A 23,114-nucleotide genomic window follows, 5' to 3' on the forward strand; every position below is an offset into this window, starting at 1 on the left:
TCTTGCGCAAATCGTTTGCAACCTATCTGCGCCAAAATGCTGCCGCAACCCGGGCGTAAGAATTGATGAGGAAACACGCAGTCCGGGCGAATGCGGACGTGACAACACTGTGTTCTTGGGGTATTGCCTCGCCCGAGGAGAGTTGGCCGATGGCGAATGACGATCATGGTGACGCCCCCGGCACGTATGAGAGGGCAGGTATGAGAGCTGAAGTATTCCTTCCGGATGATTATCGTCCGGCCGAGAATGAACCCTTCATGAATGACCGGCAGCTGGAATATTTCCGCAGAAAGCTTCTGGCGTGGAAGGCCGAACTTCTCGAACAATCCGCTGAAACGCTGGAAGGTCTCGCGGAATCCGCGCGCAACGTTCCCGATATTGCCGACCGCGCCTCCGAGGAAACCGATCGTGCGCTGGAACTGCGCACCCGCGACCGTCAGCGCAAGCTGGTCAGCAAGATCGACTCGGCGCTGCGCCGCATCGACAATGGCGAATACGGCTATTGCGAGAGAACCGGGGAGCCGATCTCGCTCAAGCGTCTCGATGCGCGTCCGATCGCGACGATGACGCTGGAAGCGCAGGAAAAACACGAGCGCCGCGAACGGGTGCATCGCGACGACTGATCGCCTGCGCGGACTGCGTGTGGGGATGCACAAAACGCGCGTTGCCTTCGGGCGGGAAGGCGCGCAAAACAATTCGACACCGGCACCGCCAAGGTGCCGGTGTTCGCTTTTGAAGGAGGTCCCATGCTGATCGGGCGCAAGGTTACGGTTCTGGGTGCAGGGATCGCGGGGCTGACCGTGGCGCGGGCTCTGGCTATGCGCGGCGCGGATGTCGAGGTGCTCGAACAGGCCGAGGCGATCCGCGAAGTGGGCGCCGGGCTGCAGGTCTCGCCCAACGGGGCGGCGGTGCTGCGCGCTCTGGGGCTGGGTAAGGCGCTGGAGGCGGCGGGGCCGCGCGCCGAGGCGGTGCGGCTCGTCGATGGCGAGACCGGGAGCCAGGTCGCCAAGCTCGACATGGCGCGGCTGCGCCCCGATGCGGATTACCATTTCGTCCATCGCGCCCGGCTGATCGAGTTGCTGGCCGATGGGGCGCGCGAGGCAGGGGTGAAAATCCGGCTTTTGCAGCAGATTGAGCGGGTGGACCTGTCCGGGCCGCATCCGGTGCTGCACACCAAACAGGGCGCCGAGATCGAGACCGACCTTCTGATTGGCGCGGACGGGCTCAATTCCAAGACGCGCGAGGCGCTCAACGGGCGGGTGGCGCCGTTCTTTACCCATCAGGTGGCGTGGCGCGCGCTGGTGCCATGCGACGATGCCGAGCCGAAGATCGCGCAGGTCTTCATGGGCGCGGGCAAGCATCTTGTGAGCTATCCGCTGGGCCGGGGGCTGCGCAATGTCGTGGCCGTCGAGGAGCGGCATCGCTGGGTCGAGGAAAGCTGGGCGCTCGAGGATGATCCGATCAATCTGCGCACCGCCTTCGAGGATTTCTGCCCGACCGTGCGTGGCTGGCTCGATCAGGTCGAGAAGGTGAACCTCTGGGGGCTGTTCCGTCACCCCGTGGCCGAGCGCTGGTTCGCGCCCGGCGTCGCGATTCTGGGCGACGCCGCGCATCCGACGCTGCCCTTCCTCGCGCAGGGGGCGGTTATGGCGATGGAGGATGCCTGGGTTCTCGCCGAGGCGCTCGCCAATTTCGAGACCGACGACGTGGCCTTCGCCGCCTATCAGAACGCGCGCTGGGATCGCTGCGATCAGATCGTGACTGCTGCGAACAAGAACGCGCGGAACTATCACCTGTCAGGAGCGCCGCGCACCTTTGGTCATCTCGCGCTGCGTGCTGCCTCGCGTTTCACGCCGGAGCGGCTCGTGGGGCGGTTCGACTGGATCTACGGGTATGATGTGACGCAGCAGGCGGGGTAGGGCGATCGTGCGTGCCTGAGGGCGCATAGGGCTGCGCCCGACCTCGGGTGGGCGCGTGCAGCTTATGTGGTCTGTGATTTGTCTAGACGTATCCTTGAGACATCTGCGCGCGCAGTGGCGGTGCAATAGCGCCCTCCCGGGGGGAGGTCGGGCGCTGCCCGGGGCTGGTCGTCTCGGGCGGTAACAAAGACCTCACGTCTCGCCAGTTCAGAGCTTTCCCCGTCCCTTTGCTTGCGCTCCGGGCCCTCGCCGGGGCGTCCTTCCACTGGAAGGCCGCTATTCCCGGCTCACCCCATCCGGAAATGTTTGGCGAGCTTCAGGCCTTGTCCCTGATAGTTCGAGGCGATGTCCTTGCCGTAAAGCTGGCGCGGCTCCTCGGCCATGCGCTCGTAGACGAGGCGGCCGACGACCTGGCCATGCTCCAGCGCGAAGGGGGCCTCGTGGCAGCGCACCTCCAGCACCCCGCGCGAACCGGTGCCGCCGGCAGCGCCGTGCCCGAAACCGGGATCGAAGAAGCCTGCGTAGTGGACGCGGAATTCGCCGACCATCGCCAAATAGGGCGCCATTTCGGCGGCGTGGTCGGGCGGGATCGTCACCGCCTCTCGGCTCACGAGAATATAGAACGCGCCGGGATCGAGGATGATGCGGCCATCGGAGGCGCGCACCTCTTCCCAGAAATCGCGGGCCGGGTAATGGCCGATCTTGTCGATGTCGATCACGCCGGTATGGGGTTTGGCGCGGTAGCCCACCAGATCGCCCTCGGCGGGCTTCAGATCGACCGAGAAGCCCAGACCCTCGTCGATCACCGCGGGGCCGTCCACAAGCGGCTCCTGCTGGTGCAGGATCTTCAGCTCGGCATCGCTGAGCACCGCCTGACCGGCGCGGAAGCGGATCTGGTTGAGCCGCATTCCGGGTCGCACCAGCACCGAGAAGCTGCGCGGGCAGATCTCGGCATAAAGCGGACCGTTATAGCCTTCGGGGATTCGGTCGAATTCGGTGCCGTCATCGGTGATCAGGCGCGTGAGCAGATCGAGTCGCCCGGTGGAGCTTTTGGCATTGGCGACCGCCGTGACGCCCTCGGGCAGCGCGAGGGTCTCCATCAGCGGCACGAGATAGACGCAGCCCTTCTCCAGCACCACGCCGTCATCGGTCAGCGCCATGCGGTGCATCTCGAAGTCATGCAGGCGGTGCGAAACCTTTTGGCCCTTGCCCGCGAGGAACGAGGCGCGCAGCCGGTAGGCCACGGTGCCAAGCCGCAGATCGAGGCTCGCAGGTTGGATCTGTTCGGGGATGATGGCTGGCTCGGCGGCGATCTCACCGCGCGTGATCATGTCTTGCAGCATCGTGTCAGGCAGCACGCCGATGGTCATCCGATCCCTCCTCCGGATACACGAACGCCCACCCCGATGAAGAGGTGGGCGTTTGTCGAATTGGTCGGGCTGGCGAGATTCGAACTCACGACCTTCCGTCCCCCAGACGGACGCGCTAACCAGGCTGCGCCACAGCCCGACGAGGGGGATATAGTGCGAACCGGGCGGCGGGTGCAAGCAGTTAGTGAGAGAAAATTCACGCCAATTCGTCCGGGGTTAAGATCACTCATTCCGCCTGCGCGGAGCCATGCTGTGCGAGCCGCACCTGAAGGGCCTGCGCACGCAGGCGCAACATGCGCAGATCGCCCCGATCGGCGGGGCTCAGCCGCGCCGGATCGAGCGTACGCAGCCCATGCAAGAGCCGTGCGAGGTCCGGACGCGCGGCAATTTTCGCGGCGCGTTCCTGCGGCCCGCGATCGATCGTCATCGCGACGACAGGAGCCATAGGCTCGGGTTCGGGTTCGACATCGAGCGCCATCGGGGCCTCTACGTCGTCCTCCGACTCGTCTTCTTCCGGGGATTCGCTGGAGGCGGTCTCCGGCTCTTCGAAGAAGGAAGGCTGCGACGGGGCAGGGAAGGGTGTCACCGAGCCACCCTGATGGGCCTCGACGGGGGCGTCCTCGGCGGGGCTGAGGTCGAGCAGTTCCTCGGGGCGCTCAGGGAGCGACTCGGTCTGGGACTCGTGTTCAGCTGTATCTTGCGCGCTGTCCTCGAGAGAGGCCGCCTCTCGCGGAGCGATTTCGTCAGGCGCTGCCTCGGTCGACTCGGGCTCGCTCGGAGGCGCGTCCTGCGCCTGAGGCGCCTCTTGCGGGGTCGGGCTGTGCTGAGGCGCGGCAACCGGGGCGATCGGCTCAGGGGCGCTCTGCGTGGTCTCTTCGGCCTCGCGCTCATCCTCGACGCTGACCTCGCCACGGGCGGCGACTTCGCGGATGCCTTCCTCGCGCAGCAGTTTCTGCACGCCGCGGATGGTCATGCCTTCTTCATGCAGCAGATGCTTGATACCGCCCAGAAGCGCCACATCGGCAGGCCGGTAATACCGCCGCCCGCCGGCACGCTTGACTGGTTTCACCTGCGTGAACTTGCTCTCCCAGAACCGAAGAACATGGGTCGGCGTGTCGAGAAGGTCTGAAACCTCAGAGATCGTCCGAAACGCGTCGGCGGATTTACCCATCGGTAGGACCTGTCATTTGTTATCGGGTTACTTCGAGTTGCCCGCCGCCACGCGGTCCTTCATCAGATGCGAGGGACGGAAGGACAGCACGCGACGCGGCGAGATCGGAACCTCTTCGCCGGTCTTGGGATTGCGGCCCATGCGCTTGGCTTTCTCGCGCACCGAGAAGGTGCCGAACGAGCTGATCTTGACCGTCTCGCCCTCCACGAGGGCGTCGGACATATGCTGCAGCACGCTTTCGACGAGCTGCGCCGATTCATTGCGCGACAATCCGACTTCGCGGAACACCGCTTCGCTCAGATCCATGCGCGTCAGGGTCTTCGACATCCTATCCCCCCGGATAAAGAATTTCGCTAACAGTGACCGACCGTAATTCCCGAGTCAATATCAAGCACTTGGCGGACGGGATTGATGCGCGGGCTCACGCGCGTTTGCGCAAGAAACGCGTAAAACGAATGCAGAGAGGCCGCGCTTACCAGCGCAGGACCACCGAGCCCCATGCCAGACCGCCGCCGATCGCCTCGGTGACCAGCACCTGGCCTTCCTTGATCTGGCCGCGTTGCTTGCCGACCGAGAGGGCCAGCGGGATCGAGGCCGCGGAGGTGTTGCCGTGGTCCTGAACCGTGACGATCACGCGGTCCATCGGCAGCTGCATCCGCTCGGCCGTGGCCGAGATGATGCGCAGGTTGGCCTGATGCGGCACGATCCAGTCGACGTTCTCGCCGGTCAGCCCGGCCTTATCGAGCGCCTTGTGCGCGGTCTCGGCCAGTTTGGTGACGGCATGTTTGAAGACCGCGTTGCCCTGCATGCGTAGATGGCCCGCCGTGCCGGTGGTGGAAACGCCACCGTCGACATAGAGCAGATCCTTGTAGCGCCCGTCGGAATGCAGATCGGACGACAGGATGCCGCGATCGTTGGCAGTGCCGGTGCCCTCGGCGGCCTCGAGGACCAGCGCGCCTGCGCCGTCGCCGAAGAGCACGCAGGTGCCCCGGTCGGTCCAGTCCATGATCCGCGAGAAGGTCTCGGCGCCGATGACCAGCACGCGCTCGGCCTGCCCGGAAAGGATTAGCCCGTTCGCATTTGTCAGCGCGAAGATGAAACCTGCGCAGACGGCCTGCACGTCATAGGCAAAGCCCGTGGTCGAGCCCAAGCCCGCCTGAACCATCGTGGCGACGGAGGGGAAGGTGCTGTCGGGCGTGGAGGTCGCGACGACGATCGCATCGATCTGGTCGACGCTCATATTCGCGTCTTCGAGCGCGGCTTTCGCGGCCTTGATCGCGAGATCGGAGGTGTATTCCCCTTCGGCGGCGATGTGGCGACGCTCGATCCCGGTACGGCCGCGAATCCATTCATCCGTGGTATCGAGCGTTTTCTCGAACTCGGCGTTCTCGACAACGCGCTCGGGCAGGTAATGGCCTACGCCGCGCACCACGGATCTGATCGTCATTGGCTGCTCTCGCTTTTCTCGGCGGCAGATGGCTCGCCGGATTTGGTCTCATCCTGCCCCGCGGGAAGGGTGGTGGCAACCCGTGCGGCCAGCTTCGCGCCGAAGCCCGAGCGTGCCAGACGGGCGGCCAGTTCGATCGCGGCGGCGAAGCTGGTGGCATCCGCCGAGCCGTGCGATTTCACGACCGTGCCGTTGAGGCCGAGGAAGACGCCGCCATTGGCGCGGCGCGGATCGGTCTTGTGCCGCAGGCGCTTGAGCGCGCCCATCGCGAAGAGGGCGCCCAGCTTCGACATCACCGAAGAGGTCAGCGCCTCGCGCAGGAGTTCGGCCACGAATTTCGCGGTGCCCTCGCCGGTCTTCAGCGCGACATTGCCGGTGAAGCCGTCGGTCACGATTACGTCGGCGCGTGCGCCGGCCAGCTCGTTACCCTCGACGAATCCCGCGAAGTCGAACTGCCCCGCCTCTTGGGCGTTGCTGATCAACTCATAGGCTTCTTTGAGTTCGGGGCGGCCTTTGTGCTCTTCGGTGCCGATATTCAGCAGACCGATGCGCGGACGCTCCAGCCCCAGCGCGTTGCGCGCGTAGGAGGTGCCCATCAGGGCGTAGGTCAGAAGATCCTCCGCATCGGCTTTCACGTCGGCGCCCATGTCGAGCATGACGTTCCAGCCCGCAGGCCCCCGGGAGGGCCAGAAGGAGGCGATGGCCGGACGGTTCACGCCCGGCATTTTGCGCAGCCGCATCATCGAGATCAGCATCAGCGCCCCGGTATTCCCGCAGGAGACCGCGACATCGGCCTCCTTGTCGCGCACCGATTCGATGGCCGACCACATTGAGGTGTCCTGCCCGTTGCGCAGCACCTGCGCGGGCTTGTCCTCCATCGTGACGGTTCGTTCGGCGTGGCGCAGATCGACACAGTCGCCAAGATCGTGCTTGGCGATCAGCGGTTCGAGCTGCGCGCGCGGGCCGTGGATGATGAAATGCAGATCGGGGTGAGCGCGATGCGCCTTCGCGACGCCGGCAATCGTGGCCTCGGGGCCAAGATCACCACCCATCGCGTCGACGGACAGAACGACAGCGCCGGCATTCGCCGGCGCTTTGCCCTTCTGGGCGGCTCGCATTTCTGCGGCCTTCATCTGCGATCCCGTCTGCGGCTGGTCCTGCGTATCTTGCATGACGTGCGGCGCGGGTCGACGGGCTTACGCCGCGTCGTCGTCCAGATCGACCTCTTCGGTCAGAGCGACGACCTCACGGTCGGCGTAGTGACCGCAGGACGGGCAGACGTGGTGCGGGCGCTTGAGTTCGCCGCAGCTGGGGCATTCCGCCGGGTTGCCAGCGGTAAGCGAGTCGTGGGCGCGGCGCATGTTACGGCGCGAACGCGTGACTTTATTCTGAGGGACAGCCATGTCTCAACCTCGGGGTTTCGGGGGCCAGTAGCCCGTGTTTGCGGCGTTACAGCCCTGATTTTCCTTGTGGTTTCGTCACTTGGCCGAAAGCGTCTCTCGGGGTGCGAAGCCAAACGTCGAATGAGGCCGGGAACATACTCGGATTCTTTTTCCGTGCAAGCCTTTTTTCCGGCCTTTTTTCAAGCGGTTTCGGGCGGTGCGAAACCGCGTCTGCCACTATGCGTCGCCCTTACCGTTTTCGCCCTTGGCAAGCAAGTCGCGCAGATTGGCAAAAGGCTTCATCTGCTCGTCGCTGAGCGGTTCGGCGCCCGGCTCGGTCACCTGCGCGCCTTCCAGCTCCGCGTCTGCTGCACGCGGGTAAAGAGGCAGGGCCAGCTCCATCGCCTCGAGCGCGACCACGCCGAGATTTACCGTCGTGGGCAGCGGTTCGGCGGTGTCATCCTCGGGCATCTCGACCTCTTCGGAGGTCGGCATTTCCATATCGGCGAGATAACGCCGCACCACCTCTTCGCGAATATCGGTCGTGACCGGGGCGAGAGTGATCACACAATCCTGAACCACGCGGGCCTCGAGGGTCGCACGCAATTCCCAGTCCGAGCGGCCCTTCGGCGCAAGCTCGCCCTTGAGGCGCAGCGCCTCGACGCCGCGAATATCTGCCCAGTCTGCGATCGCCTTGAGCCGCTCTCCCTTGGCTTCGATGTCGAAGCGCGTGGGTTTGCGGCTGGGCAAATCGGCCAGCCGCATGGGCTCGCTCCAGATCGTCTCGGGGGCGGCGGGCAGGTCGGGATCGACGGGGGTCTGTGTCATGTCCGGCTCCTTGTTTTGGGTCGCTCGGTGTTGTCCTGCGACCCTTTGCATGCGCCCGAGTGCCCAATCGGCGCGCTCTAGCGCTTGAGGGCGGCGCAGTCATGATGTAAGCGTCACTAAAAGCCCGAAGTGTCAGAGGCAATAGGGGGTTGCAGGTGGGGATCGGTTCTATGATGCGCAAGGCCATGCTGTTTATCGCGTTCGGCGTGGTGCTTTTCGCGGGCGCCTGCTCTCCGATTTACCGTAACCACGGCTATGTGCCGATTGACCAAGACCTCGCTCAGATCGAGGTCGGCAAGAGCACGCGTGATGATGTCGCCGCCGCGATCGGGCGTCCCAGTTCGACCGGGCTTCTGGAAGGCTCGGGCTGGTATTACGTCGGTTCGCGCTGGAAAACCGTGACCTGGCACGCCCCTGAGGAAATCAGCCGGGAAGTCGTCGCCGTGTCGTTCAACGACAATGGCGTCGTCACCAATGTCGAACGCTTCGGGCTTGAAAAAGGTCAGGTCGTGACGCTGTCGCGCCGCGTGACCGAGAGCAAGGTCAAGGGCATCGGCTTCCTGCGTCAGCTGATGGGCTCGATCGGTCGTATCAATGCAGGTCAGGTTCTCGGCGACAACTGATCGCGGCGGGGCGGCCGATAGCCGGCTGCCGCCATGACCCGCGAGGTCGCATGTCCCTGAGTTTCGCAAAAGGTGCCTATCAGGTCCGCGAGGCACAAAGTCCGGATGACCGCGAGGCGGCGCTGCGCCTGCGCGCCGATGCGTTCCGGGCAGGGGCTTCCGATGCAGACCGCTTCGACCCGCTTTGCCGTCACATCCTGATTTGCGACGATCACGGACCCGCCGCTGCCGCGCGGCTTTTGCTGCTGGAGGGTGGGGCCGCGCTGTCTGAGGGCTATTGCGCACAGTTCTACGATCTCGCGCCGCTGGCCCAATGGGCCGGGCCGATCCTCGAACTGGGCCGCTTCTGCACCCGTCCGGCGCTGCGCGACCCGGACGTGCTGCGTCTGGGCTGGGCTGCGATCACGCGGATTGCCGAGGAAAGCGGGGCCGGGTTGCTGATCGGCTGCTCCTCTTTCACGGGCAGCGACTGGCGGGCGCATCGCGCAGGGCTCGCCCATCTCGCATCCCGCGCTTTGGGGCCCGCTACCTTGCGCCCCCGTCCCAGAGCCCCCGAACGCGTGGATTATTCCGCTGCGCTGGCGGGAGAGGCTGGCGATATCAGTGCACTGCCGCCGCTGCTGCGCTCCTATCTCGGCATGGGCGGTTGGGTGTCGGATCATGCGGTGATCGATCGCGACCTCGACACCTGTCACGTCTTCACCGCGCTGGAGATCGCCGCGATCCCCGAGGCGCGGCGGCGCAGCTTGCGGGCGCTGGCACGTTAAGACCGGCGGCGCGGTGCGCTGAGAGTGCGGATGCCTCCGGCGGGGATATTTGTTCCAAGGGGAAGGGGGCGCGGGCGCCCATGAGGGCTGCGTCGTGCATGGCCCATTGACCTTTCGCCAAGGCCCGCTTAGCTCGCGAGCATGGCACGTGCACCGCTTTTACAGCTTTCCGACATATCGCTCACCTTCGGCGGAAATCCCGTTTTCGAAGGTCTATCCCTCACCGTCCAGCAAGGCGACCGAGTCGCGCTGGTGGGCCGAAACGGCTCGGGAAAATCCACCTTGATGAAGGTGATGGCCGGGCTGATAGAGCCGGATTCGGGGACGCGAGTCGTGCCGCCGGGCATTTCCGTGGGCTATATGGAGCAGGAGCCCGATCTGTCGGGCTTCGCGACTTTGGGCGATTTTGCCGCCTCCGAACTGGACCCGGCCGAGGCCTATAAGGTCGAGATGGTCGCAGAGGGGCTGAAGTTCAAACCCGAGACCCCGGTCGAGACCGCCTCGGGCGGCGAACGACGCCGCGCGGCGCTGGCGAAGCTTCTGGCCGAGGGGCCGGAGCTGATGCTGCTCGACGAGCCGACGAACCATCTCGATATCGAGGCGATTGCCTGGCTGGAAAACCAGCTGAAGGAGACCCGCAAGGCTTTCGTGCTGATCTCGCACGACCGCGCCTTCCTGCGCGCGCTGACCCGGGCCACGCTCTGGATCGACCGGGGCGAGGTGCGGCGCAATGAAGAGGGCTTCGAGACCTTCGAGGAATGGCGCGAAAAGGCTTGGGCGGAGGAAGACGACGCCCGTCACAAGCTCAATCGCAAGATCAAGGCCGAGGCGCGTTGGGCGGTCGAGGGTATCTCGGCCCGGCGCAAGCGCAATCAGGGCCGGGTGCGCGCTCTGCAGGCGCTGCGCGCCGAGCGCGCGGGTCAGATCAAGCGGCAGGGCGTCGCTGCGATGGAGCTCGACTCGGGGCAGCAGTCGGGTAAGCGCGTGATCGAGGCCACGGGGCTGTCGAAGCGCTATGGCGACAAGCAGATCGTGAAGGATTTCGACCTGCGCGTGCTGCGCGGGGACCGCGTGGCCTTCGTCGGTCCCAACGGTGTCGGCAAGACGACGCTTCTGAAAATGCTGACCGGCGAGGTCGCACCCGATGAGGGCGCTGTGAAGCTGGGTACGAATCTCGAGATCGCCGTGTTCGATCAGGCGCGCGCGACGCTCAATCCAGAGCAGACGCTGTGGGACGGGCTGGTCAACGACCCGGACATGGCGGTGAAGGGGCGCTCCGATCAAGTGATGGTGCGCGGCACCCCGAAACATGTCGTGGGCTACCTGAAGGATTTCCTCTTCGACGAGCAGCAGGCGCGCGGCCCGATCCGGTCGCTTTCGGGTGGCGAGCGCGCGCGGCTTTTGCTGGCGCGGATCATGGCGAAGCCGTCGAACCTGCTGATTCTCGACGAACCGACCAACGATCTCGACGTGGAGACGCTCGATCTGCTGCAGGACCTGCTGGGCGAATATGACGGCACGGTGCTGCTGGTCAGTCACGACCGCGATTTCATCGACCGGGTCGTCAGCACGACCATCGCGATGGAAGGCGACGGGCGGGCCATCGTCTATGCGGGCGGCTGGTCGGATTATCAGGCGCAGAAGGCCGAGGCCGCACCGGAGACCAAACCCGCACCGAAGAAGGACGCCCCCAAGGCAGAGGCGAAACCCGCCGCGCCCCAAAAAGCTGCGCCGAAAAAATCCGGCCTCAGCTTTACCGAGAAACATCGGCTGGAGGAGCTGCCAAGCGTGATCGAGAAGCTCGAACATGAGATCTCGAAGATCAACGAATTGCTCGCCGATCCCGATCTCTTCACCCGCGAGCCTGTGAAATTCGCCAAGGCGACCGAGATGCTGAGCGACCGCCAGTCGGCGCTCGACGCGGCCGAGGTCGAATGGCTCGAGCTCGAAGAGAAGGCGCAAGAGGCCTAGACCCTTCGCACGCGGCGCGGTCGGATGCCTCCGGCGGGGATATTTGATCCAAGCCGAAGGGGAGGGCATTCTCTTTCGGATTGGCAGAAATACCCCGGGGGCTGGCGGAGCCAGCGGGGCAGAGCCCCTCTGACGGGGTGATAAGGAGGGGCGCATGACCAAGCGAACGGGGGCCAAGGGGACGGGACCGCTCAGCGGGCTGCGCATTGTCGAGATTTCCGGGCTGGGGCCGACGCCGTTTGCGGCGATGTGTCTGGCCGATTTCGGGGCCGAGGTGATCCGCATCGCGCGGCCCGGCTCGGGCGGGGCCGAGAATCATGTGCTGGGGCTGGAGGTCGACGTGCTCGACCGGGGCCGCGACGTGGTGGAGCTGGATCTCAAATCCGACGCCGGGCGCGAGGCGGTGCGCACGCTGATCGCGCGCGCCGATGGGGTGATCGAAGGCATGCGCCCGGGCGTGATGGAGCGGCTTGGGCTGGGGCCTGACGATTTCCCCGATCATCCGGCGCTGGTCTATGGAAGGATGACCGGTTGGGGGCAGGAGGGGCCGCTTGCGCAAACAGCCGGGCATGACATCAATTACCTGTCTCTGACCGGGGCGCTGCACGCGATGGGCGGAGAGGCACCTGCGATCCCGCTCAACCTTCTGGGCGATTTCGGCGGTGGCGGAATTTATCTGGCCTTCGGGATGCTGGCGGCGCTGTGGCGCGCGCGAGAGACCGGGCGGGGGCAGGTCGTCGATTGCGCGATCACCGACGGGGTGGCGCATCTGATGGCAATGATCACCGGGATGGCCGGGCAGGGGGCGTGGGCGGATCGGCGGCAGGCGAATCTGCTCGACGGGGCCGCGCCGTTCTACACGGTCTACGAATGCGCCTGCGGTGGGCATATGGCGGTGGGGGCACTCGAGCCACAATTCTACGCGGCACTGATCGCGGGGTTGGGATTCGCGCCCCAGGACTTGCCTGAGCGTGAAGCCCGTGCGAATTGGCCGGTGTTGCGGGATGCTTTCGCCGAGCGCTTCGCGACTCGTAGCCGGGATGACTGGGCCGGTATCTTTGCGGACAGCGATGCCTGCGCGACGCCGGTGCTGTCGATCGCTGAGGCCATCGCGCATCCGCAGAACGCCGAACGCGGCGCTTATGTCGGCCTCGACGGCATCGCCCAGCCCGCGCCCGCGCCGCGGCTCTCGGGCAGGCGGGGGCAGGCGGGCGCGCAGGGGCGGCGGATCTCTGCGGCGGAGGCGCTCGCCCGCTGGAGCGATTGCGGATAAAACCTCGTTTTTCCTTGACAGATGGGGGCTGATCCCCGATATCGGCCCGACCCGGCGGAGAGTCTTCTTTCCGCCGGGCCTCGTTTTTGCAACTTCGCTCCCATGAGGAGCGCGCAGTCCGACGGCGGGCCGACAGGTCCAACGAACTCCGATCAGGGGCCACAGGGCGCGGATGAAGAAAAGGAAAGACCCATGTTTGCGGTCCTCAAGACCGGCGGCAAGCAATACAAGGTTCAGGCGGGCGATCTGCTCCGCGTGGAACTGCTCGCAGCCGAAGCTGGCGATAAAGTCCAGTTCAACGAGATTCTGATGGTCGGCGGCGACAAGCCCCAGTTCGGCACCCCGCTCGTCGAAGGTGCGGCCGTGCAGGCGGAAGTCATCGACAACATCAAGGCCGACAAGGTCATCACCTACCACAAGCGTCGTCGTAAGCACTCGTCGCAGCGCACCCGTGGTCACCGTCAGCAGCTGACCCTGCTGCGCGTCACCGACGTCCTCGCCACCGGCGGCGACAAGTCGGGCGTGAAGGAAGCCGTGGGCACCGCGATCGCACGTCGTGCAGCGCATGGTGGCAAAGGCGAAGCCGCTCCGGCCAAGCCCGCCAAGGCCGCTGCTGCTCCGAAAGCCGCGCCGAAGGCTGATGCCGCCGTCGCGGAAGCGGACGATCTGAAGGTCATCACCGGTCTCGGCCCGGCGGCCGAGAAGAAGCTGAACGAAGCTGGCATCACCACCTACGCTCAGCTCGCTTCGGTCGATCCCGAAACCTTTGAAGCTACCAAGGTCAAGCCCGACTGGGTCGAGCAGGCCAAAGAGCTCGCGAAATAAGGAGAGACACCCATGGCACACAAGAAAGCAGGCGGTTCATCCCGTAACGGCCGCGACTCTGCGGGTCGTCGTCTTGGCGTGAAACTGTTCGGCGGTCAGGCTGCGATCCCGGGCAACATCATCGTGCGTCAGCGCGGCACCAAGTGGTGGCCGGGTGAAGGCGTCGGCCTCGGCAAGGATCACACCATCTTTGCAACGGCTGAAGGCCGCGTCACCTTCCATAAAGGCCTCAAGGGCCGCACCTTCGTATCGGTCCTCCCGGCTGCGGAGGCCGCCGAGTAACCCGACCGACGAACGTGTCACAAAATCGGGGGATCGGCTGAAAGGCCGGTCCCCTTTCTCGTTGCGGTGCAGCACGCAAATGTTTGCAATCGCGGCGAGAAAATTTACCGGGTCGGGGGATGTATCGTCATCCTACTGTCCTATTTATTTACTAGGACCGCACGGCAGGAGGAGCCGCCGGTTCGTCCGCGTTTCGAGGAGGAGCGCCCATGTACCAGGAGACGATTTCCACCCAACCCGTGATCGAAACGGAGCGCTTCGTGCTGCGCCCGCTGCGGCGTTCGGATGCCGGTCTGATCGAGATGTATTCCGGCGATAAACGTGTCGCCGAAGGCACTCGCGCGATCCCGCATCCGCTGCCACCGGGCACGGCCGAGAATTTCATAACGCGCGCACAGGCCGAAGACCGCGTCGAAGACGTCTGGGCGATCGATGGCTCGCGTCATGGCATGGGCGAGCTTCTGGGTGTCGTCTCGCTGACCCGTCTCGACGACGACCAGTCCGAGATCGGCTATTGGGTTGGACCGGGGTTCTGGAATACGGGCCTCGCCTCCGAAGCGGTCGCCGCCATCATCGAGGCGAACCCGCACAAGTCCCGCACTCTCTTCGCCGAGGTGTTTCAGGACAATCCGGGCTCGGCCCGTGTCCTGACCAATTGCGGCTTCGAGTATCTGGGCGATGCAGAAAGCTGGTCGCTCGCGCGCGGTCGCCATGTTCCGACTTGGACCTATCTGCGCAAGATGTAACGCAGGCCGAGAGCGTGGACGGGAGGGCGCTGCCCTCCCGAACCCTTCCGGGATATTTGGGCCAAGAGGAAGATGCACCGGATCGACACGCCGCGCCTTGTCTTGCGTCCCCTGACTTCGGAAGATGTCGATGCGATCACGCGTGCCGCGGATGATTTCGAGGTCGCGCGCTGGCTCGCGAGGATGCCGTATCCCTACACCAGAACCGATGCCGAGGCATTCGTCGCCGCCAATCGCGAGAATTTCGGGCGAGTCTGGGGAATCACGCGACAAGGCGATTTTTGTGGAGTGATCGGAAAGGTCGGCGCATTCGGCTATTGGTTGGCCCGGGATCATTGGGGCAATGGCTATACCACTGAGGCAGGCCGTGCCGTCATTGCTGGGCATTTCGACGCCCCGGACGCGCGGCCGCTCGCGGCGGGCTATTTCGAGGGCAATCACCGCTCGCGCAGGGTTCTCGAGAAGCTTGGATTTCGCACCACAGGCGAGTCGCTTCAGGAGAACCGGGCGCTGGGACGCAAGCTCCGGCATTTCGACATGATCTGCGAGACCCCGCCTCGCGACGCGCATTCCCCTTCCTCTTGGTGAAAATATCCCGGGGGTGTGGGGGCCGCGCCCCCACGCGGCGCTTGATCCTGCGCGCGCGGGCAGCTATCCCGGCGCCTTGATGAAAGGGGCCTGACCATGAAATTCCTCGATCTCGCCAAGGTCTATATCCGCTCGGGCGGCGGCGGCGCGGGCTGCGTCTCGTTCCGGCGCGAGAAATATATCGAATTCGGCGGCCCCGATGGCGGCGACGGCGGCAAGGGCGGCTCGGTCTGGATCGAGGCGGTCGAAGGGCTCAACACGCTCATCGATTTCCGCTACCAGCAGCATTTCTTCGCAAAAACCGGCCAGCACGGCATGGGCAGCCAATGCACCGGCAAGGACGGCGATGACGTCGTGCTGAAAGTGCCCGTCGGCACCGAAATCCTCGACGAGGATCAGGAGACGCTGATCGCCGACATGACCGAGGTGGGTCAGCGCGTGCTTCTCGCCAAGGGCGGCAATGGCGGCTGGGGCAACCTGCATTTCAAATCCTCGACCAACCGTGCGCCGCAACGCGCGAATCCCGGTCAGGAAGGTGTCGAGCGCACGATCTGGCTGCGGCTGAAGCTGATCGCGGATGCGGGGCTTCTGGGTCTGCCCAACGCGGGCAAGTCGACTTTCCTGGCTGCGACCTCGAACGCGCGGCCGAAGATTGCGGATTATCCCTTCACGACGCTGGTGCCCAATCTGGGCGTTGTCGGTATCGACGGGCGCGAATTCGTCGTGGCCGATATTCCGGGGCTGATCGAGGGCGCCTCTGAGGGGCGGGGTCTGGGCGATCAGTTCCTCGGTCATGTCGAGCGCTGCTCGGTGCTGCTGCATCTGGTGGATGGCACGGCGGAAGATCCGGTCGAGGATTGGCGCACGATCATCGGCGAGTTGGAGGCCTATTCGGCAATCCTCGCCGAGAAGCCGCGCGTCACCGTGCTCAACAAGATCGACGCGATCGACGAAGAGACGTTGGCCGAGCGCAAGGCGGAGTTGGAAGAGGCGTCGGGCGGGCGCGTGATGCTGATGTCGGGCGTGTCGAAGAAGGGCGTGCCGGATGTGCTGCGCGCGCTTTGGGCGGAGATCGCCAAGGACAAGCCGAAGCCGGAGGACGAGGGCGGAGCATGGCAACCGTGAGCGCGCCCGCTCTGGCGCAGGCGAAGCGTCTGGTGATCAAGATCGGATCGGCGCTGCTTGTCGATCAGAGCGGATTGCGTGCGGATTGGCTGCGCTCGCTGGCCGCCGATGTGGCGGCTTTGCGCGCCCGCGGCACGGGCGTCGTGATCGTCTCCTCCGGCTCGATCGCCTTGGGGCGACGGGTGCTCGGTCTCGCGGGCGAAACGCTGCCGCTGGAGCAGAGCCAGGCCGCGGCGGCTGTGGGTCAGATCCGCCTCGCGCGGGCCTATGAGGAAGTTCTGGGGCCGCATGACGTGAGCACCGCGCAGGTTCTGGTGACGCTGGAAGATACTGCAGATCGTCGCCGCTACCTCAATTCGCGCGCGACGCTGGAAACGCTGCTGAGCCTCGGCGTCGTGCCCATCGTGAACGAGAACGACACGGTCGCGACCGACGAGATCCGCTTCGGCGACAACGACCGGCTCGCCGCCCAGATCGCTGTGACGATCGGGGCGGATCAGCTGCTGCTGCTGTCCGATGTCGACGGGCTCTATACCGCGAACCCCAAGACCGACCCGAGCGCCGAGCATCTGCCGGTGATCGAACACATCACCCCCGAGATCGAGGCGATGGCGGGCGATCCCGTCTCCGGCCTCTCGAAGGGTGGGATGAAGACGAAATTGCTGGCCGCGAAGGTCGCGGTGGCGGGCGGCTGTGCGATGGCGATCGCGGAGGGCTTCGCCGAGCATCCGGTTGCCGCACTGGAGCAGGGCGGGCGCTGCAGCTGGTTCCTGCCCGAGGGCGACCCGCAGGCGGCGCGCAAACGCTGGATCGCGGCGATGAAGCCGCGGGGCGAGTTGTTCGTCGATGAGGGGGCCGCCAATGCGCTCCGCTCTGGAAAGTCACTTCTGCCCGCAGGGATCACCAAGGTCGTCGGGCGCTTCGGGCGCGGCGATCCTGTCACGATTGCGGGGCCGGACCGTGCGGTGCTGGGCAAAGGCCTCGTGCGCTACACCGGCGACGAGGCGCGGCTGATCGCGGGGCACCGCTCGGGCGAGATCGAGGAGATTCTCGGCTATCCCGGCCGCGCGGCGCTGATCCATCGCGACGATATGGTGGTGGGCTGAGCGGGTTTGCTCCGCCCCTTCATTCGGCCCAGTCCGGCTTGCGCTTCTCGATGAAGGCCTGCACGCCTTCCTTCGTATCACGCCAGAGCATGTTCTCGACCATCACCGCGGCCGTGTGCTCATAGGCCTGCGCGAGGTCCATATTGGCCTGATCATAGAAGGCGCGCTTGCCGATCTTCACGGCGGCGCCCAGCTTGCCTGCGATGGTCTGCGCGAGCTTCTCGGTCTCGGCGCCAAGCTCCTCATGCGGCGCGATGCGATTGACCAACCCGACCTCGCGGGCGCGGGCGGCATCGATGAACTCGCCGGTGGTCAGCATCTCGAAGGCCACCTTGCGCGGCACATTGCGCGAGAGCGCCACCATCGGGGTCGAGCAGAAAAGCCCGATATTCACCCCGTTCACGCCAAACCGCGTGCCTTCGGCCGCCACGGCCAGATCGCAGGACGCGACCAGCTGGCAGCCGGCGGCGGTCGCGATGCCATGCGCCTCGGCGATCACCGGCTGCGGCAGGGCGGGGATCATCTGCATAACCTCGGCGCAGCGGAAGAAGAGATCGGCGAAATAGGCGCGGCCCTGATCCTCGGCTTCGCGCCCGCGCTGCATCTCCTTTAGGTCATGGCCCGCGCAAAACGCCTTGCCCGCGCCGCGCAGCACCACGACCTTGATGCTTGTATCCTCGGCCAGCTCGGAAAACCGCGCCTTGAGCGCGGCCAGCATCGCATCGGACAGCGCGTTGAGGCTGCCGGGGCTGTTCATCGTCAGATGCGCCACCGCGCCCTTATCCTCGCGGATCACCAGATCGGTCATTGAAACTCCTCCTCTTTGGCGAAACTCTAGGGGCGAGCGAGGGACAAGAAAAGGAGAGGGCGCATGGCGCTGGCAATGGATCGCGACGAGCTCGCGGAATTTCTCGACGAGGCGTTTCCGCAGGTGAAAGGCGACTTCGCGATCGAGGCGCTCGATGAGGACGAGCTCGTGGTGCGCCTGAAGGTGGAAGAGCGCCATTTGCGGCCCGGCGGCACGGTTTCGGGGCCGAACATGTTCGCGCTGGCCGATGTCGGGATCTATATCGCGATCCTCGCGCGGATCGGACGCGTGGCGCTGGCGGTGACGACGAATGCGAGCATGGATTTCATGCGTAAGCCTGCCGCAGGGGCCGACCTGATCGCGAAGATCCGGGTGCTCAAGCTGGGTCGCGTCCTCGCCGTGGGCGATGCGCTGATCTATTCCGAGGGCGACGACCGGCCCGTTGCGCGCGCGAGCATGACTTATTCGATCCCGCCGCAGGCGATGGGGTAGGGCGCTGCGCACTCTGCCTCTTCGCCTTGGCGCAAATATCCCGGGGGAGGCGCGGATGCGCCGGGGGCAGAGCCCCCAACCCGGCCCAACATCGCGTCGAGGTGTGGGGTATTTTGATACCTAATTTTTACCGCGTTGTTTTTGCTGATAAAATTCCGAAACGATGCACTTGAAAACGCGTCCGGAATCGCGCAAAAGCCCGCATCAGAATTCGAAATACCCCACAAGGGCAGATCACAGATGAAAACCTACACCGCAAAACCCGCGGAGATCGAGAAGAAATGGGTCATCATCGACGCTGAAGGCGTCGTGCTGGGCCGTCTCGCGTCGATCATCGCAACGCGTCTGCGTGGCAAGCACAAGGCCACCTTCACGCCGCACATGGACATGGGCGACAACGTCATCGTCATCAACGCCGACAAGGTGCAGATGACCGGCAAGAAGCGTGACGACAAGACCTACTACTGGCACACCAACCACCCCGGTGGGATCAAGTCGCGCACCGCGCGTCAGATCCTCGAGGGCGCGCATCCCGAGCGCGTGGTTATGAAGGCGGTCGAGCGCATGATCTCGCGCAACCGTCTGGGTCGTGCGCAGATGGCGAACCTGCGTGTCTACGCTGGTGCCGAGCATCCGCACGAAGCGCAACAGCCTGAAGTTCTCGACGTCAAGTCGATGAACAAGAAGAACACCCGGAGCTGATCATGGCCGACGATATCAAGACCCTCGACGATCTGAAATCGGTCGTGACCGGCTCGGACAACGCTGGCGCCACCGAAACCGAAACCTCCACGCCCCGTGAGCCCGTGCGTGACGCGCAAGGCCGCTCCTATGCCACCGGCAAGCGTAAAGACGCGGTCGCCCGCGTCTGGGTCAAGCCGGGCACCGGCAAGGTCGAAGTGAACGGCAAGGCGATGGACAAGTACTTCGCGCGTCCCGTGCTTCAGCTGATCGTGAACCAGCCCTTCGGCGTGGCGAATGTGGACGGCCAGTTCGACGTCTACGCGACCGTCGCAGGCGGCGGCCTCTCGGGCCAGGCCGGTGCAGTCAAGCACGGCATCTCGAAGGCGCTGCAGCTCTACGATCCCTCGCTGCGTCCGGCTCTGAAAGCCGCAGGCTTCCTGACCCGCGACTCGCGCGTTGTGGAACGTAAGAAATACGGCCGTGCGAAAGCCCGTCGTAGCTTCCAGTTCTCGAAGCGCTAAACTTCGCGAATACGATTTGGAAAGCGGCTCCCATTCGGGGGCCGCTTTTCGTTTGGGGCTCCGCCCCCGGCGCGTGCCGCGCCTCACCCGGGATATTTCGGGCAGTTGGAAGGGCCGCGCGGGGTCTGACTTCCAACTGCGTCAAATATCCCGGGGGCGAATTCGGCGAAGCCGAAGCGGGGGCGGCGCCCCCGATCTTTTGCCCGCAAAAAGAAGAAGGCGCCCCGTTCGGAGCGCCTTCGAGCATCTTCGACCTGCGAGGGGCAGGGTTTACTCCGCCTCGTCCATCTTGGCGGCGTTTAGCAGGGCGTAATTCTGCGCGCCCACGCGGTCGTAGAGGTCGAGCTGCGTCTCGAGGAAATCGACATGGCCTTCCTCATCCGCGATCAGCTCTTCGAACAGATCCTTCGAGACGTAATCGCGCACGCTTTCGCAATGGTCGCGCGCCTCGCGATAGAGGGTCAGCGCGTCATGCTCTCCTGCGAGGTCGCATTCGAGCGTCTCGCGCGGGCCTTCGCCGATGCGCAGCGGGTCGAGTTTTTGCAGGTTCGGATGGCCTTCGAGGAACAGGATGCGCGCGATCAGCTTGTCGGCGTGATGCATCTCCTCGATGGATTCCTCGCGCGATTTCTTCGCCATCGCGGCAAGGCCCCAATCCTCCTGCATCCGGAAGTGCAGCCAGTATTGCGAAACGGCCGTCAATTCGCTGCGCAGAGCTGCGTTGAGATAGTCGATGACCTTAGCGTCGCCCTTCATGTCGTCTTCCTTCCATTGGTGCCTGTCTCAGCCCGGTCAGTTCGACCGGCACTTTCAAATTGGTATTCTTGCGCATCGTGGAAAGAAAGAGCGGCATGCATCCGCCGCAATCGGCCCGCTTCCCGAGTGCGTGATAGATCTTGCCCGGGGTGATGATCGTGCTCGGGTCCGATTTTCGCATCCAGTCGATCGCGGCATGGATGTCGCGATCGCTGATAGCCTGACAATGGCAGATGATCATGGTCGTGCGCCCTGTTTCCGGGGGAGGGGGATTCCTGTCCGCCCATAGGTGAGTAGTTTTGTCGGAAATGTCAATCCGACAGAAAGAGTCGGGCATAAAGTTGCCTTCGGTGCCAATTCCCCGCCCCGTTTCCATCGCCGCGCAACTGCGGTAAGCACGGGCAAACAGTTCAAGAGGCCCGTATGTCCGTCTCCATGCTCTCCACCTTCGTCAAACCGATGCATCCCGAAGGGCGCAAATTCGTCGCCATCTTCGCGGGCATCACTTTCATCCTGTTTCTGATCTGGGAGCCTCTGGGCTGGATCGGGGTCGGGCTGACCGTCTGGTGCTATTACTTCTTCCGCGATCCGCCGCGGGTGACGCCCACCCGCGAGGGGCTGATGGTCTCGCCCGCCGATGGCGTGGTCTCGCTGCTGGAGCCGGCGGTGCCGCCGGCGGAGCTGGGCCTTGGCGACAAGCCGATGACCCGCGTCTCGGTCTTCATGTCGGTCTTCAACTGCCACGTGAACCGGCTGCCCTGCGCGGGCCGGATTTCGAAGGTCGCCTATCGCCCGGGGAAATTCCTCAATGCCTCGCTCGACAAGGCGAGCTCGGACAATGAGCGCAACGGGCTTGCCGTGACGCTGCCCGACGGGCGCCAATACGGGGTGGTGCAGATCGCAGGCCTCGTCGCCCGGCGCATCCTGTGCTGGTCGAAGGAAGGTCAGAGTCTGATGACCGGCGAGCGCTTCGGTCTGATCCGGTTCGGCTCGCGTCTCGACATCTACCTGCCCGAAGGGGTGAACCCGCTCGTCTGCATCGGCCAGAACATGGTCGCCGGCGAAACCGTGATCGCCAATCTCGAAAGCACGGAACAAGCGCGCTCGGGCGGCATTCGGTAAGAGAGGCTCGAGGAGGGCGCGATGAAAGACCACGAACTCGACCCGCACGAAAAGGACCGGTTGCCGTTTCTGCAGCTGGTGCCGAACCTCGTCACGATTGCCGGGATGGGGCTGGGGCTGACCTCGATCCGTTTCGCGATGGATGACCGGTTCGAGAGCGCGGTGGTGCTGATCCTACTCGCGGCGCTGATCGACGGGATGGACGGGTTGCTCGCGCGGCGGCTCAACGCGTCCTCGGATTTCGGGGCAGAACTCGACAGCCTGTCAGACTTCCTCTGCTTCGGCGTGGCGCCCGGTCTTCTGCTCTACCGCTTCGCCCTGGGGGAGACGCACGCCTTCGGCTGGGTCTTCGTGCTGGTCTATACCGGTGCTGCCTGTCTGCGCCTTGCGCGGTTCAACGTGATGCGCGCCGAGCCCGAGTCGATGCGCCACTTCACGGGGGTGCCCGCACCCGCAGGGGCGGGGCTCGCCCTATTGCCGATGTTCGTCAGTTTCGCTGAACTGGGTGATGCGCGCGCGGTGCCGGTGGTCGTGGCGGTCTGGCTGGGCTTTGTCGGTCTGCTGATGATTTCGCGGATCAAGACCTTCTCGCCCAAAGCGATGCGCATTCCGCGTCGCGCGGTGGGCGTGCTGCTGATCGGCACGGTCATCGCGGTGGGGATGGTCTTCACGCGGATCTGGCTGCTGATGGTAATCCTGGCGGTGATCTACGCGGTGATGCTGATCCCTGCGATCTGGAAAGCGCGCGGGAGAATTCTGCGCGCCTGACCTCGCGCCCTCTTCAACACTGCCGAACGCCGCTCCTCCCGGGGGCGGCGTTTGCGATTCCAGGGAGGTGTGAGGGCAGGGGAGGCGATTCACCGAAAAGAAGGGGGCGATTCACCCTGTCATCAGGGCGATTTCGGGTGATTTGCGCGAAACGGAATCGGGTGACCCTGGGGCAGTAACGGGCGATTCCGTATCTGCCCATCGGCCCCAAGCCCATCCCCTTTGCTTTTCGCCGCTTTTTTGACCAAGAAAATAAGGGCTTCGAGAAAAAAGTGACGATCAGATGAAAAAACCTGTTGCGGACCACGGTCGCTATGCGTAGAACGCCTCTCACCGAAGCGGCACACACCGCAACGGGGCGCCGGAAGGGCCAGCAACGCTGACACGGACGGCAACGAACACTACTGAGGTTTGAGGGCGGGCTGCGCTACAAAGTAAGCGCTTCCGGTTCTTTTTGGCCTCACGCTCTTTGACATTGATAGATATCTGAAGAGATATGCGGGCGGTTTGGTCGATGATCGATGCGGACCGGAGCATATC

The 23,114-nt window shown here is 64.7% G+C and carries 27 protein-coding genes and 1 tRNA gene; 17 read left to right on the forward strand and 11 right to left on the reverse strand.

Translation table 11 applies throughout. The features are described from left to right. Positions 1-200: 200 nt before the first annotated feature. Positions 201-623 (forward strand): RNA polymerase-binding protein DksA, encoded by a 423-nt coding sequence (gene dksA / locus BMI89_RS15830; protein WP_078571776.1) that lies wholly within the window; start codon positions 201-203, stop codon positions 621-623. Positions 624-746: 123 nt separating this feature from the next. Continuing rightward, entirely contained in the window at positions 747-1,919 is a 1,173-nt protein-coding gene (locus tag BMI89_RS15835) for an FAD-dependent monooxygenase (RefSeq protein WP_078571777.1), read from the forward strand. Positions 1,920-2,206: 287 nt separating this feature from the next. Here the strand turns inward: BMI89_RS15835 and BMI89_RS15840 are convergent, their stop codons facing one another. The 8 genes from BMI89_RS15840 to BMI89_RS15875 form a co-directional block, all read right to left on the reverse strand. Next, positions 2,207-3,289 (reverse strand): 2'-deoxycytidine 5'-triphosphate deaminase, encoded by a 1,083-nt coding sequence (locus BMI89_RS15840; RefSeq protein WP_078571779.1) that lies wholly within the window; start codon positions 3,287-3,289, stop codon positions 2,207-2,209. Between the two features lie 61 nt (positions 3,290-3,350). Next, positions 3,351-3,428: transfer RNA gene (locus BMI89_RS15845), tRNA-Pro, on the reverse strand. Between the two features lie 87 nt (positions 3,429-3,515). Further along, on the reverse strand, positions 3,516-4,460 hold the full coding sequence (locus BMI89_RS15850; protein ID WP_078571780.1) for a MerR family transcriptional regulator: 945 nt from the start codon (positions 4,458-4,460) through the stop codon (positions 3,516-3,518). A 27-nt stretch (positions 4,461-4,487) separates the two neighbouring features. Further along, on the reverse strand, positions 4,488-4,787 hold the full coding sequence (gene ihfA / locus BMI89_RS15855; protein WP_075775489.1) for an integration host factor subunit alpha: 300 nt from the start codon (positions 4,785-4,787) through the stop codon (positions 4,488-4,490). A 145-nt stretch (positions 4,788-4,932) separates the two neighbouring features. Further along, positions 4,933-5,907 (reverse strand): beta-ketoacyl-ACP synthase III, encoded by a 975-nt coding sequence (locus BMI89_RS15860; RefSeq protein WP_078542750.1) that lies wholly within the window; start codon positions 5,905-5,907, stop codon positions 4,933-4,935. After that, on the reverse strand, positions 5,904-7,025 hold the full coding sequence (plsX, locus tag BMI89_RS15865) for a phosphate acyltransferase PlsX (protein ID WP_078571823.1): 1,122 nt from the start codon (positions 7,023-7,025) through the stop codon (positions 5,904-5,906). Before plsX ends, BMI89_RS15860 begins: the two co-directional genes overlap by 4 nt. Before the next feature lie 78 nt (positions 7,026-7,103). Beyond that, positions 7,104-7,310 (reverse strand): 50S ribosomal protein L32, encoded by a 207-nt coding sequence (gene rpmF, locus BMI89_RS15870; protein WP_078522810.1) that lies wholly within the window; start codon positions 7,308-7,310, stop codon positions 7,104-7,106. 216 nt (positions 7,311-7,526) lie between these two features. Next, positions 7,527-8,117, reverse strand: a complete 591-nt coding sequence (locus BMI89_RS15875; RefSeq protein ID WP_078542751.1) for a DUF177 domain-containing protein — start codon at positions 8,115-8,117, stop codon at positions 7,527-7,529. 170 nt (positions 8,118-8,287) lie between these two features. On the opposite strand from BMI89_RS15875, the gene bamE reads away from it, so the two are divergent. From bamE to proB, 10 genes are all read left to right on the forward strand, one after another. Then, positions 8,288-8,740, forward strand: coding sequence for an outer membrane protein assembly factor BamE (bamE, locus tag BMI89_RS15880; protein WP_078522808.1), 453 nt, complete (start codon positions 8,288-8,290; stop codon positions 8,738-8,740). Positions 8,741-8,790: 50 nt separating this feature from the next. Further along, positions 8,791-9,507 carry a GNAT family N-acyltransferase gene (locus BMI89_RS15885; RefSeq protein ID WP_078571782.1) on the forward strand — a complete coding sequence of 239 codons (717 nt, stop codon included), beginning with the start codon at positions 8,791-8,793 and terminating at the stop codon, positions 9,505-9,507. Between the two features lie 141 nt (positions 9,508-9,648). Further along, positions 9,649-11,478 (forward strand): ATP-binding cassette domain-containing protein, encoded by a 1,830-nt coding sequence (locus BMI89_RS15890; RefSeq protein WP_078571783.1) that lies wholly within the window; start codon positions 9,649-9,651, stop codon positions 11,476-11,478. A gap of 154 nt (positions 11,479-11,632) precedes the next feature. Beyond that, complete coding sequence (locus BMI89_RS15895; RefSeq protein WP_078571785.1) at positions 11,633-12,751, forward strand: CaiB/BaiF CoA-transferase family protein; 1,119 nt, start codon at positions 11,633-11,635, stop codon at positions 12,749-12,751. Between the two features lie 192 nt (positions 12,752-12,943). Beyond that, positions 12,944-13,576, forward strand: a complete 633-nt coding sequence (locus BMI89_RS15900; RefSeq protein WP_078522804.1) for a 50S ribosomal protein L21 — start codon at positions 12,944-12,946, stop codon at positions 13,574-13,576. Between the two features lie 12 nt (positions 13,577-13,588). Next, on the forward strand, positions 13,589-13,858 hold the full coding sequence (gene rpmA / locus BMI89_RS15905; RefSeq protein ID WP_075775480.1) for a 50S ribosomal protein L27: 270 nt from the start codon (positions 13,589-13,591) through the stop codon (positions 13,856-13,858). 209 nt (positions 13,859-14,067) lie between these two features. Continuing rightward, entirely contained in the window at positions 14,068-14,604 is a 537-nt protein-coding gene (locus BMI89_RS15910; protein WP_078571786.1) for a GNAT family N-acetyltransferase, read from the forward strand. Between the two features lie 72 nt (positions 14,605-14,676). Next, positions 14,677-15,192: a GNAT family N-acetyltransferase gene (locus BMI89_RS15915; protein WP_078571788.1), complete on the forward strand. Its 516-nt coding sequence runs from the start codon at positions 14,677-14,679 to the stop codon at positions 15,190-15,192. 96 nt (positions 15,193-15,288) lie between these two features. Then, positions 15,289-16,317 (forward strand): GTPase ObgE, encoded by a 1,029-nt coding sequence (gene obgE, locus BMI89_RS15920; RefSeq protein WP_078571789.1) that lies wholly within the window; start codon positions 15,289-15,291, stop codon positions 16,315-16,317. Beyond that, positions 16,305-17,423, forward strand: a complete 1,119-nt coding sequence (gene proB / locus BMI89_RS15925) for a glutamate 5-kinase (RefSeq protein WP_078547392.1) — start codon at positions 16,305-16,307, stop codon at positions 17,421-17,423. The genes obgE and proB overlap by 13 nt, the downstream gene beginning before the upstream one ends. Positions 17,424-17,442: 19 nt before the next feature. On the opposite strand, the gene BMI89_RS15930 is transcribed toward proB, so the two are convergent. Beyond that, positions 17,443-18,231, reverse strand: coding sequence for an enoyl-CoA hydratase (locus tag BMI89_RS15930; protein ID WP_078571791.1), 789 nt, complete (start codon positions 18,229-18,231; stop codon positions 17,443-17,445). 63 nt (positions 18,232-18,294) lie between these two features. On the opposite strand from BMI89_RS15930, the gene BMI89_RS15935 reads away from it, so the two are divergent. The 3 genes from BMI89_RS15935 to rpsI all read left to right on the forward strand — a co-directional run bounded on the left by BMI89_RS15935 (position 18,295) and on the right by rpsI (position 19,928). Further along, positions 18,295-18,723: a PaaI family thioesterase gene (locus BMI89_RS15935; RefSeq protein WP_078571793.1), complete on the forward strand. Its 429-nt coding sequence runs from the start codon at positions 18,295-18,297 to the stop codon at positions 18,721-18,723. 240 nt (positions 18,724-18,963) lie between these two features. Next, on the forward strand, positions 18,964-19,425 hold the full coding sequence (gene rplM, locus BMI89_RS15940; protein ID WP_078571795.1) for a 50S ribosomal protein L13: 462 nt from the start codon (positions 18,964-18,966) through the stop codon (positions 19,423-19,425). A gap of 2 nt (positions 19,426-19,427) precedes the next feature. After that, positions 19,428-19,928, forward strand: coding sequence for a 30S ribosomal protein S9 (gene rpsI / locus BMI89_RS15945; RefSeq protein WP_078522796.1), 501 nt, complete (start codon positions 19,428-19,430; stop codon positions 19,926-19,928). A gap of 270 nt (positions 19,929-20,198) precedes the next feature. Here the strand turns inward: rpsI and bfr are convergent, their stop codons facing one another. After that, on the reverse strand, positions 20,199-20,684 hold the full coding sequence (bfr, locus tag BMI89_RS15950; RefSeq protein ID WP_078542760.1) for a bacterioferritin: 486 nt from the start codon (positions 20,682-20,684) through the stop codon (positions 20,199-20,201). Next, positions 20,668-20,925, reverse strand: a complete 258-nt coding sequence (locus BMI89_RS15955) for a (2Fe-2S)-binding protein (RefSeq protein ID WP_078542761.1) — start codon at positions 20,923-20,925, stop codon at positions 20,668-20,670. The genes bfr and BMI89_RS15955 overlap by 17 nt, the downstream gene beginning before the upstream one ends. Positions 20,926-21,107: 182 nt before the next feature. Here BMI89_RS15955 and BMI89_RS15960 point away from each other — a divergent pair, with 182 nt between their 5' ends. Together BMI89_RS15960 and pssA are read left to right on the forward strand one after the other, a co-directional pair. After that, on the forward strand, positions 21,108-21,806 hold the full coding sequence (locus BMI89_RS15960; protein WP_078571796.1) for a phosphatidylserine decarboxylase: 699 nt from the start codon (positions 21,108-21,110) through the stop codon (positions 21,804-21,806). Positions 21,807-21,827: 21 nt separating this feature from the next. Next, positions 21,828-22,574, forward strand: a complete 747-nt coding sequence (gene pssA, locus BMI89_RS15965; RefSeq protein WP_078571798.1) for a CDP-diacylglycerol--serine O-phosphatidyltransferase — start codon at positions 21,828-21,830, stop codon at positions 22,572-22,574. The last annotated feature ends 540 nt before the right edge of the window (positions 22,575-23,114 follow it).

Origin of the sequence: Thioclava sp. F36-7 (assembly GCF_002020075.1) — a bacterium.
Lineage (GTDB): Bacteria > Pseudomonadota > Alphaproteobacteria > Rhodobacterales > Rhodobacteraceae > Thioclava > Thioclava sediminum.

Coding starts and splice junctions, on each gene's coding strand:
- BMI89_RS15955 (WP_078542761.1), bottom strand. CDS start 20,925: ATGATCATCTGCCATTGTCAGGCTATCAGCGATCGCGACATCCATGCC.
- proB (WP_078547392.1), top strand. CDS start 16,305: ATGGCAACCGTGAGCGCGCCCGCTCTGGCGCAGGCGAAGCGTCTGGTG.
- BMI89_RS15840 (WP_078571779.1), bottom strand. CDS start 3,289: ATGACCATCGGCGTGCTGCCTGACACGATGCTGCAAGACATGATCACG.
- BMI89_RS15960 (WP_078571796.1), top strand. CDS start 21,108: ATGTCCGTCTCCATGCTCTCCACCTTCGTCAAACCGATGCATCCCGAA.
- bfr (WP_078542760.1), bottom strand. CDS start 20,684: ATGAAGGGCGACGCTAAGGTCATCGACTATCTCAACGCAGCTCTGCGC.
- bamE (WP_078522808.1), top strand. CDS start 8,288: ATGATGCGCAAGGCCATGCTGTTTATCGCGTTCGGCGTGGTGCTTTTC.
- BMI89_RS15935 (WP_078571793.1), top strand. CDS start 18,295: ATGGCGCTGGCAATGGATCGCGACGAGCTCGCGGAATTTCTCGACGAG.
- BMI89_RS15875 (WP_078542751.1), bottom strand. CDS start 8,117: ATGACACAGACCCCCGTCGATCCCGACCTGCCCGCCGCCCCCGAGACG.
- dksA (WP_078571776.1), top strand. CDS start 201: ATGAGAGCTGAAGTATTCCTTCCGGATGATTATCGTCCGGCCGAGAAT.
- pssA (WP_078571798.1), top strand. CDS start 21,828: ATGAAAGACCACGAACTCGACCCGCACGAAAAGGACCGGTTGCCGTTT.
- BMI89_RS15860 (WP_078542750.1), bottom strand. CDS start 5,907: ATGACGATCAGATCCGTGGTGCGCGGCGTAGGCCATTACCTGCCCGAG.
- BMI89_RS15890 (WP_078571783.1), top strand. CDS start 9,649: ATGGCACGTGCACCGCTTTTACAGCTTTCCGACATATCGCTCACCTTC.
- BMI89_RS15910 (WP_078571786.1), top strand. CDS start 14,068: ATGTACCAGGAGACGATTTCCACCCAACCCGTGATCGAAACGGAGCGC.
- rpsI (WP_078522796.1), top strand. CDS start 19,428: ATGGCCGACGATATCAAGACCCTCGACGATCTGAAATCGGTCGTGACC.
- rpmA (WP_075775480.1), top strand. CDS start 13,589: ATGGCACACAAGAAAGCAGGCGGTTCATCCCGTAACGGCCGCGACTCT.
- BMI89_RS15930 (WP_078571791.1), bottom strand. CDS start 18,231: ATGACCGATCTGGTGATCCGCGAGGATAAGGGCGCGGTGGCGCATCTG.
- rpmF (WP_078522810.1), bottom strand. CDS start 7,310: ATGGCTGTCCCTCAGAATAAAGTCACGCGTTCGCGCCGTAACATGCGC.
- BMI89_RS15915 (WP_078571788.1), top strand. CDS start 14,677: ATGCACCGGATCGACACGCCGCGCCTTGTCTTGCGTCCCCTGACTTCG.
- BMI89_RS15900 (WP_078522804.1), top strand. CDS start 12,944: ATGTTTGCGGTCCTCAAGACCGGCGGCAAGCAATACAAGGTTCAGGCG.
- BMI89_RS15885 (WP_078571782.1), top strand. CDS start 8,791: ATGTCCCTGAGTTTCGCAAAAGGTGCCTATCAGGTCCGCGAGGCACAA.
- rplM (WP_078571795.1), top strand. CDS start 18,964: ATGAAAACCTACACCGCAAAACCCGCGGAGATCGAGAAGAAATGGGTC.
- BMI89_RS15895 (WP_078571785.1), top strand. CDS start 11,633: ATGACCAAGCGAACGGGGGCCAAGGGGACGGGACCGCTCAGCGGGCTG.
- ihfA (WP_075775489.1), bottom strand. CDS start 4,787: ATGTCGAAGACCCTGACGCGCATGGATCTGAGCGAAGCGGTGTTCCGC.
- BMI89_RS15835 (WP_078571777.1), top strand. CDS start 747: ATGCTGATCGGGCGCAAGGTTACGGTTCTGGGTGCAGGGATCGCGGGG.
- BMI89_RS15850 (WP_078571780.1), bottom strand. CDS start 4,460: ATGGGTAAATCCGCCGACGCGTTTCGGACGATCTCTGAGGTTTCAGAC.
- obgE (WP_078571789.1), top strand. CDS start 15,289: ATGAAATTCCTCGATCTCGCCAAGGTCTATATCCGCTCGGGCGGCGGC.
- plsX (WP_078571823.1), bottom strand. CDS start 7,025: ATGCGAGCCGCCCAGAAGGGCAAAGCGCCGGCGAATGCCGGCGCTGTC.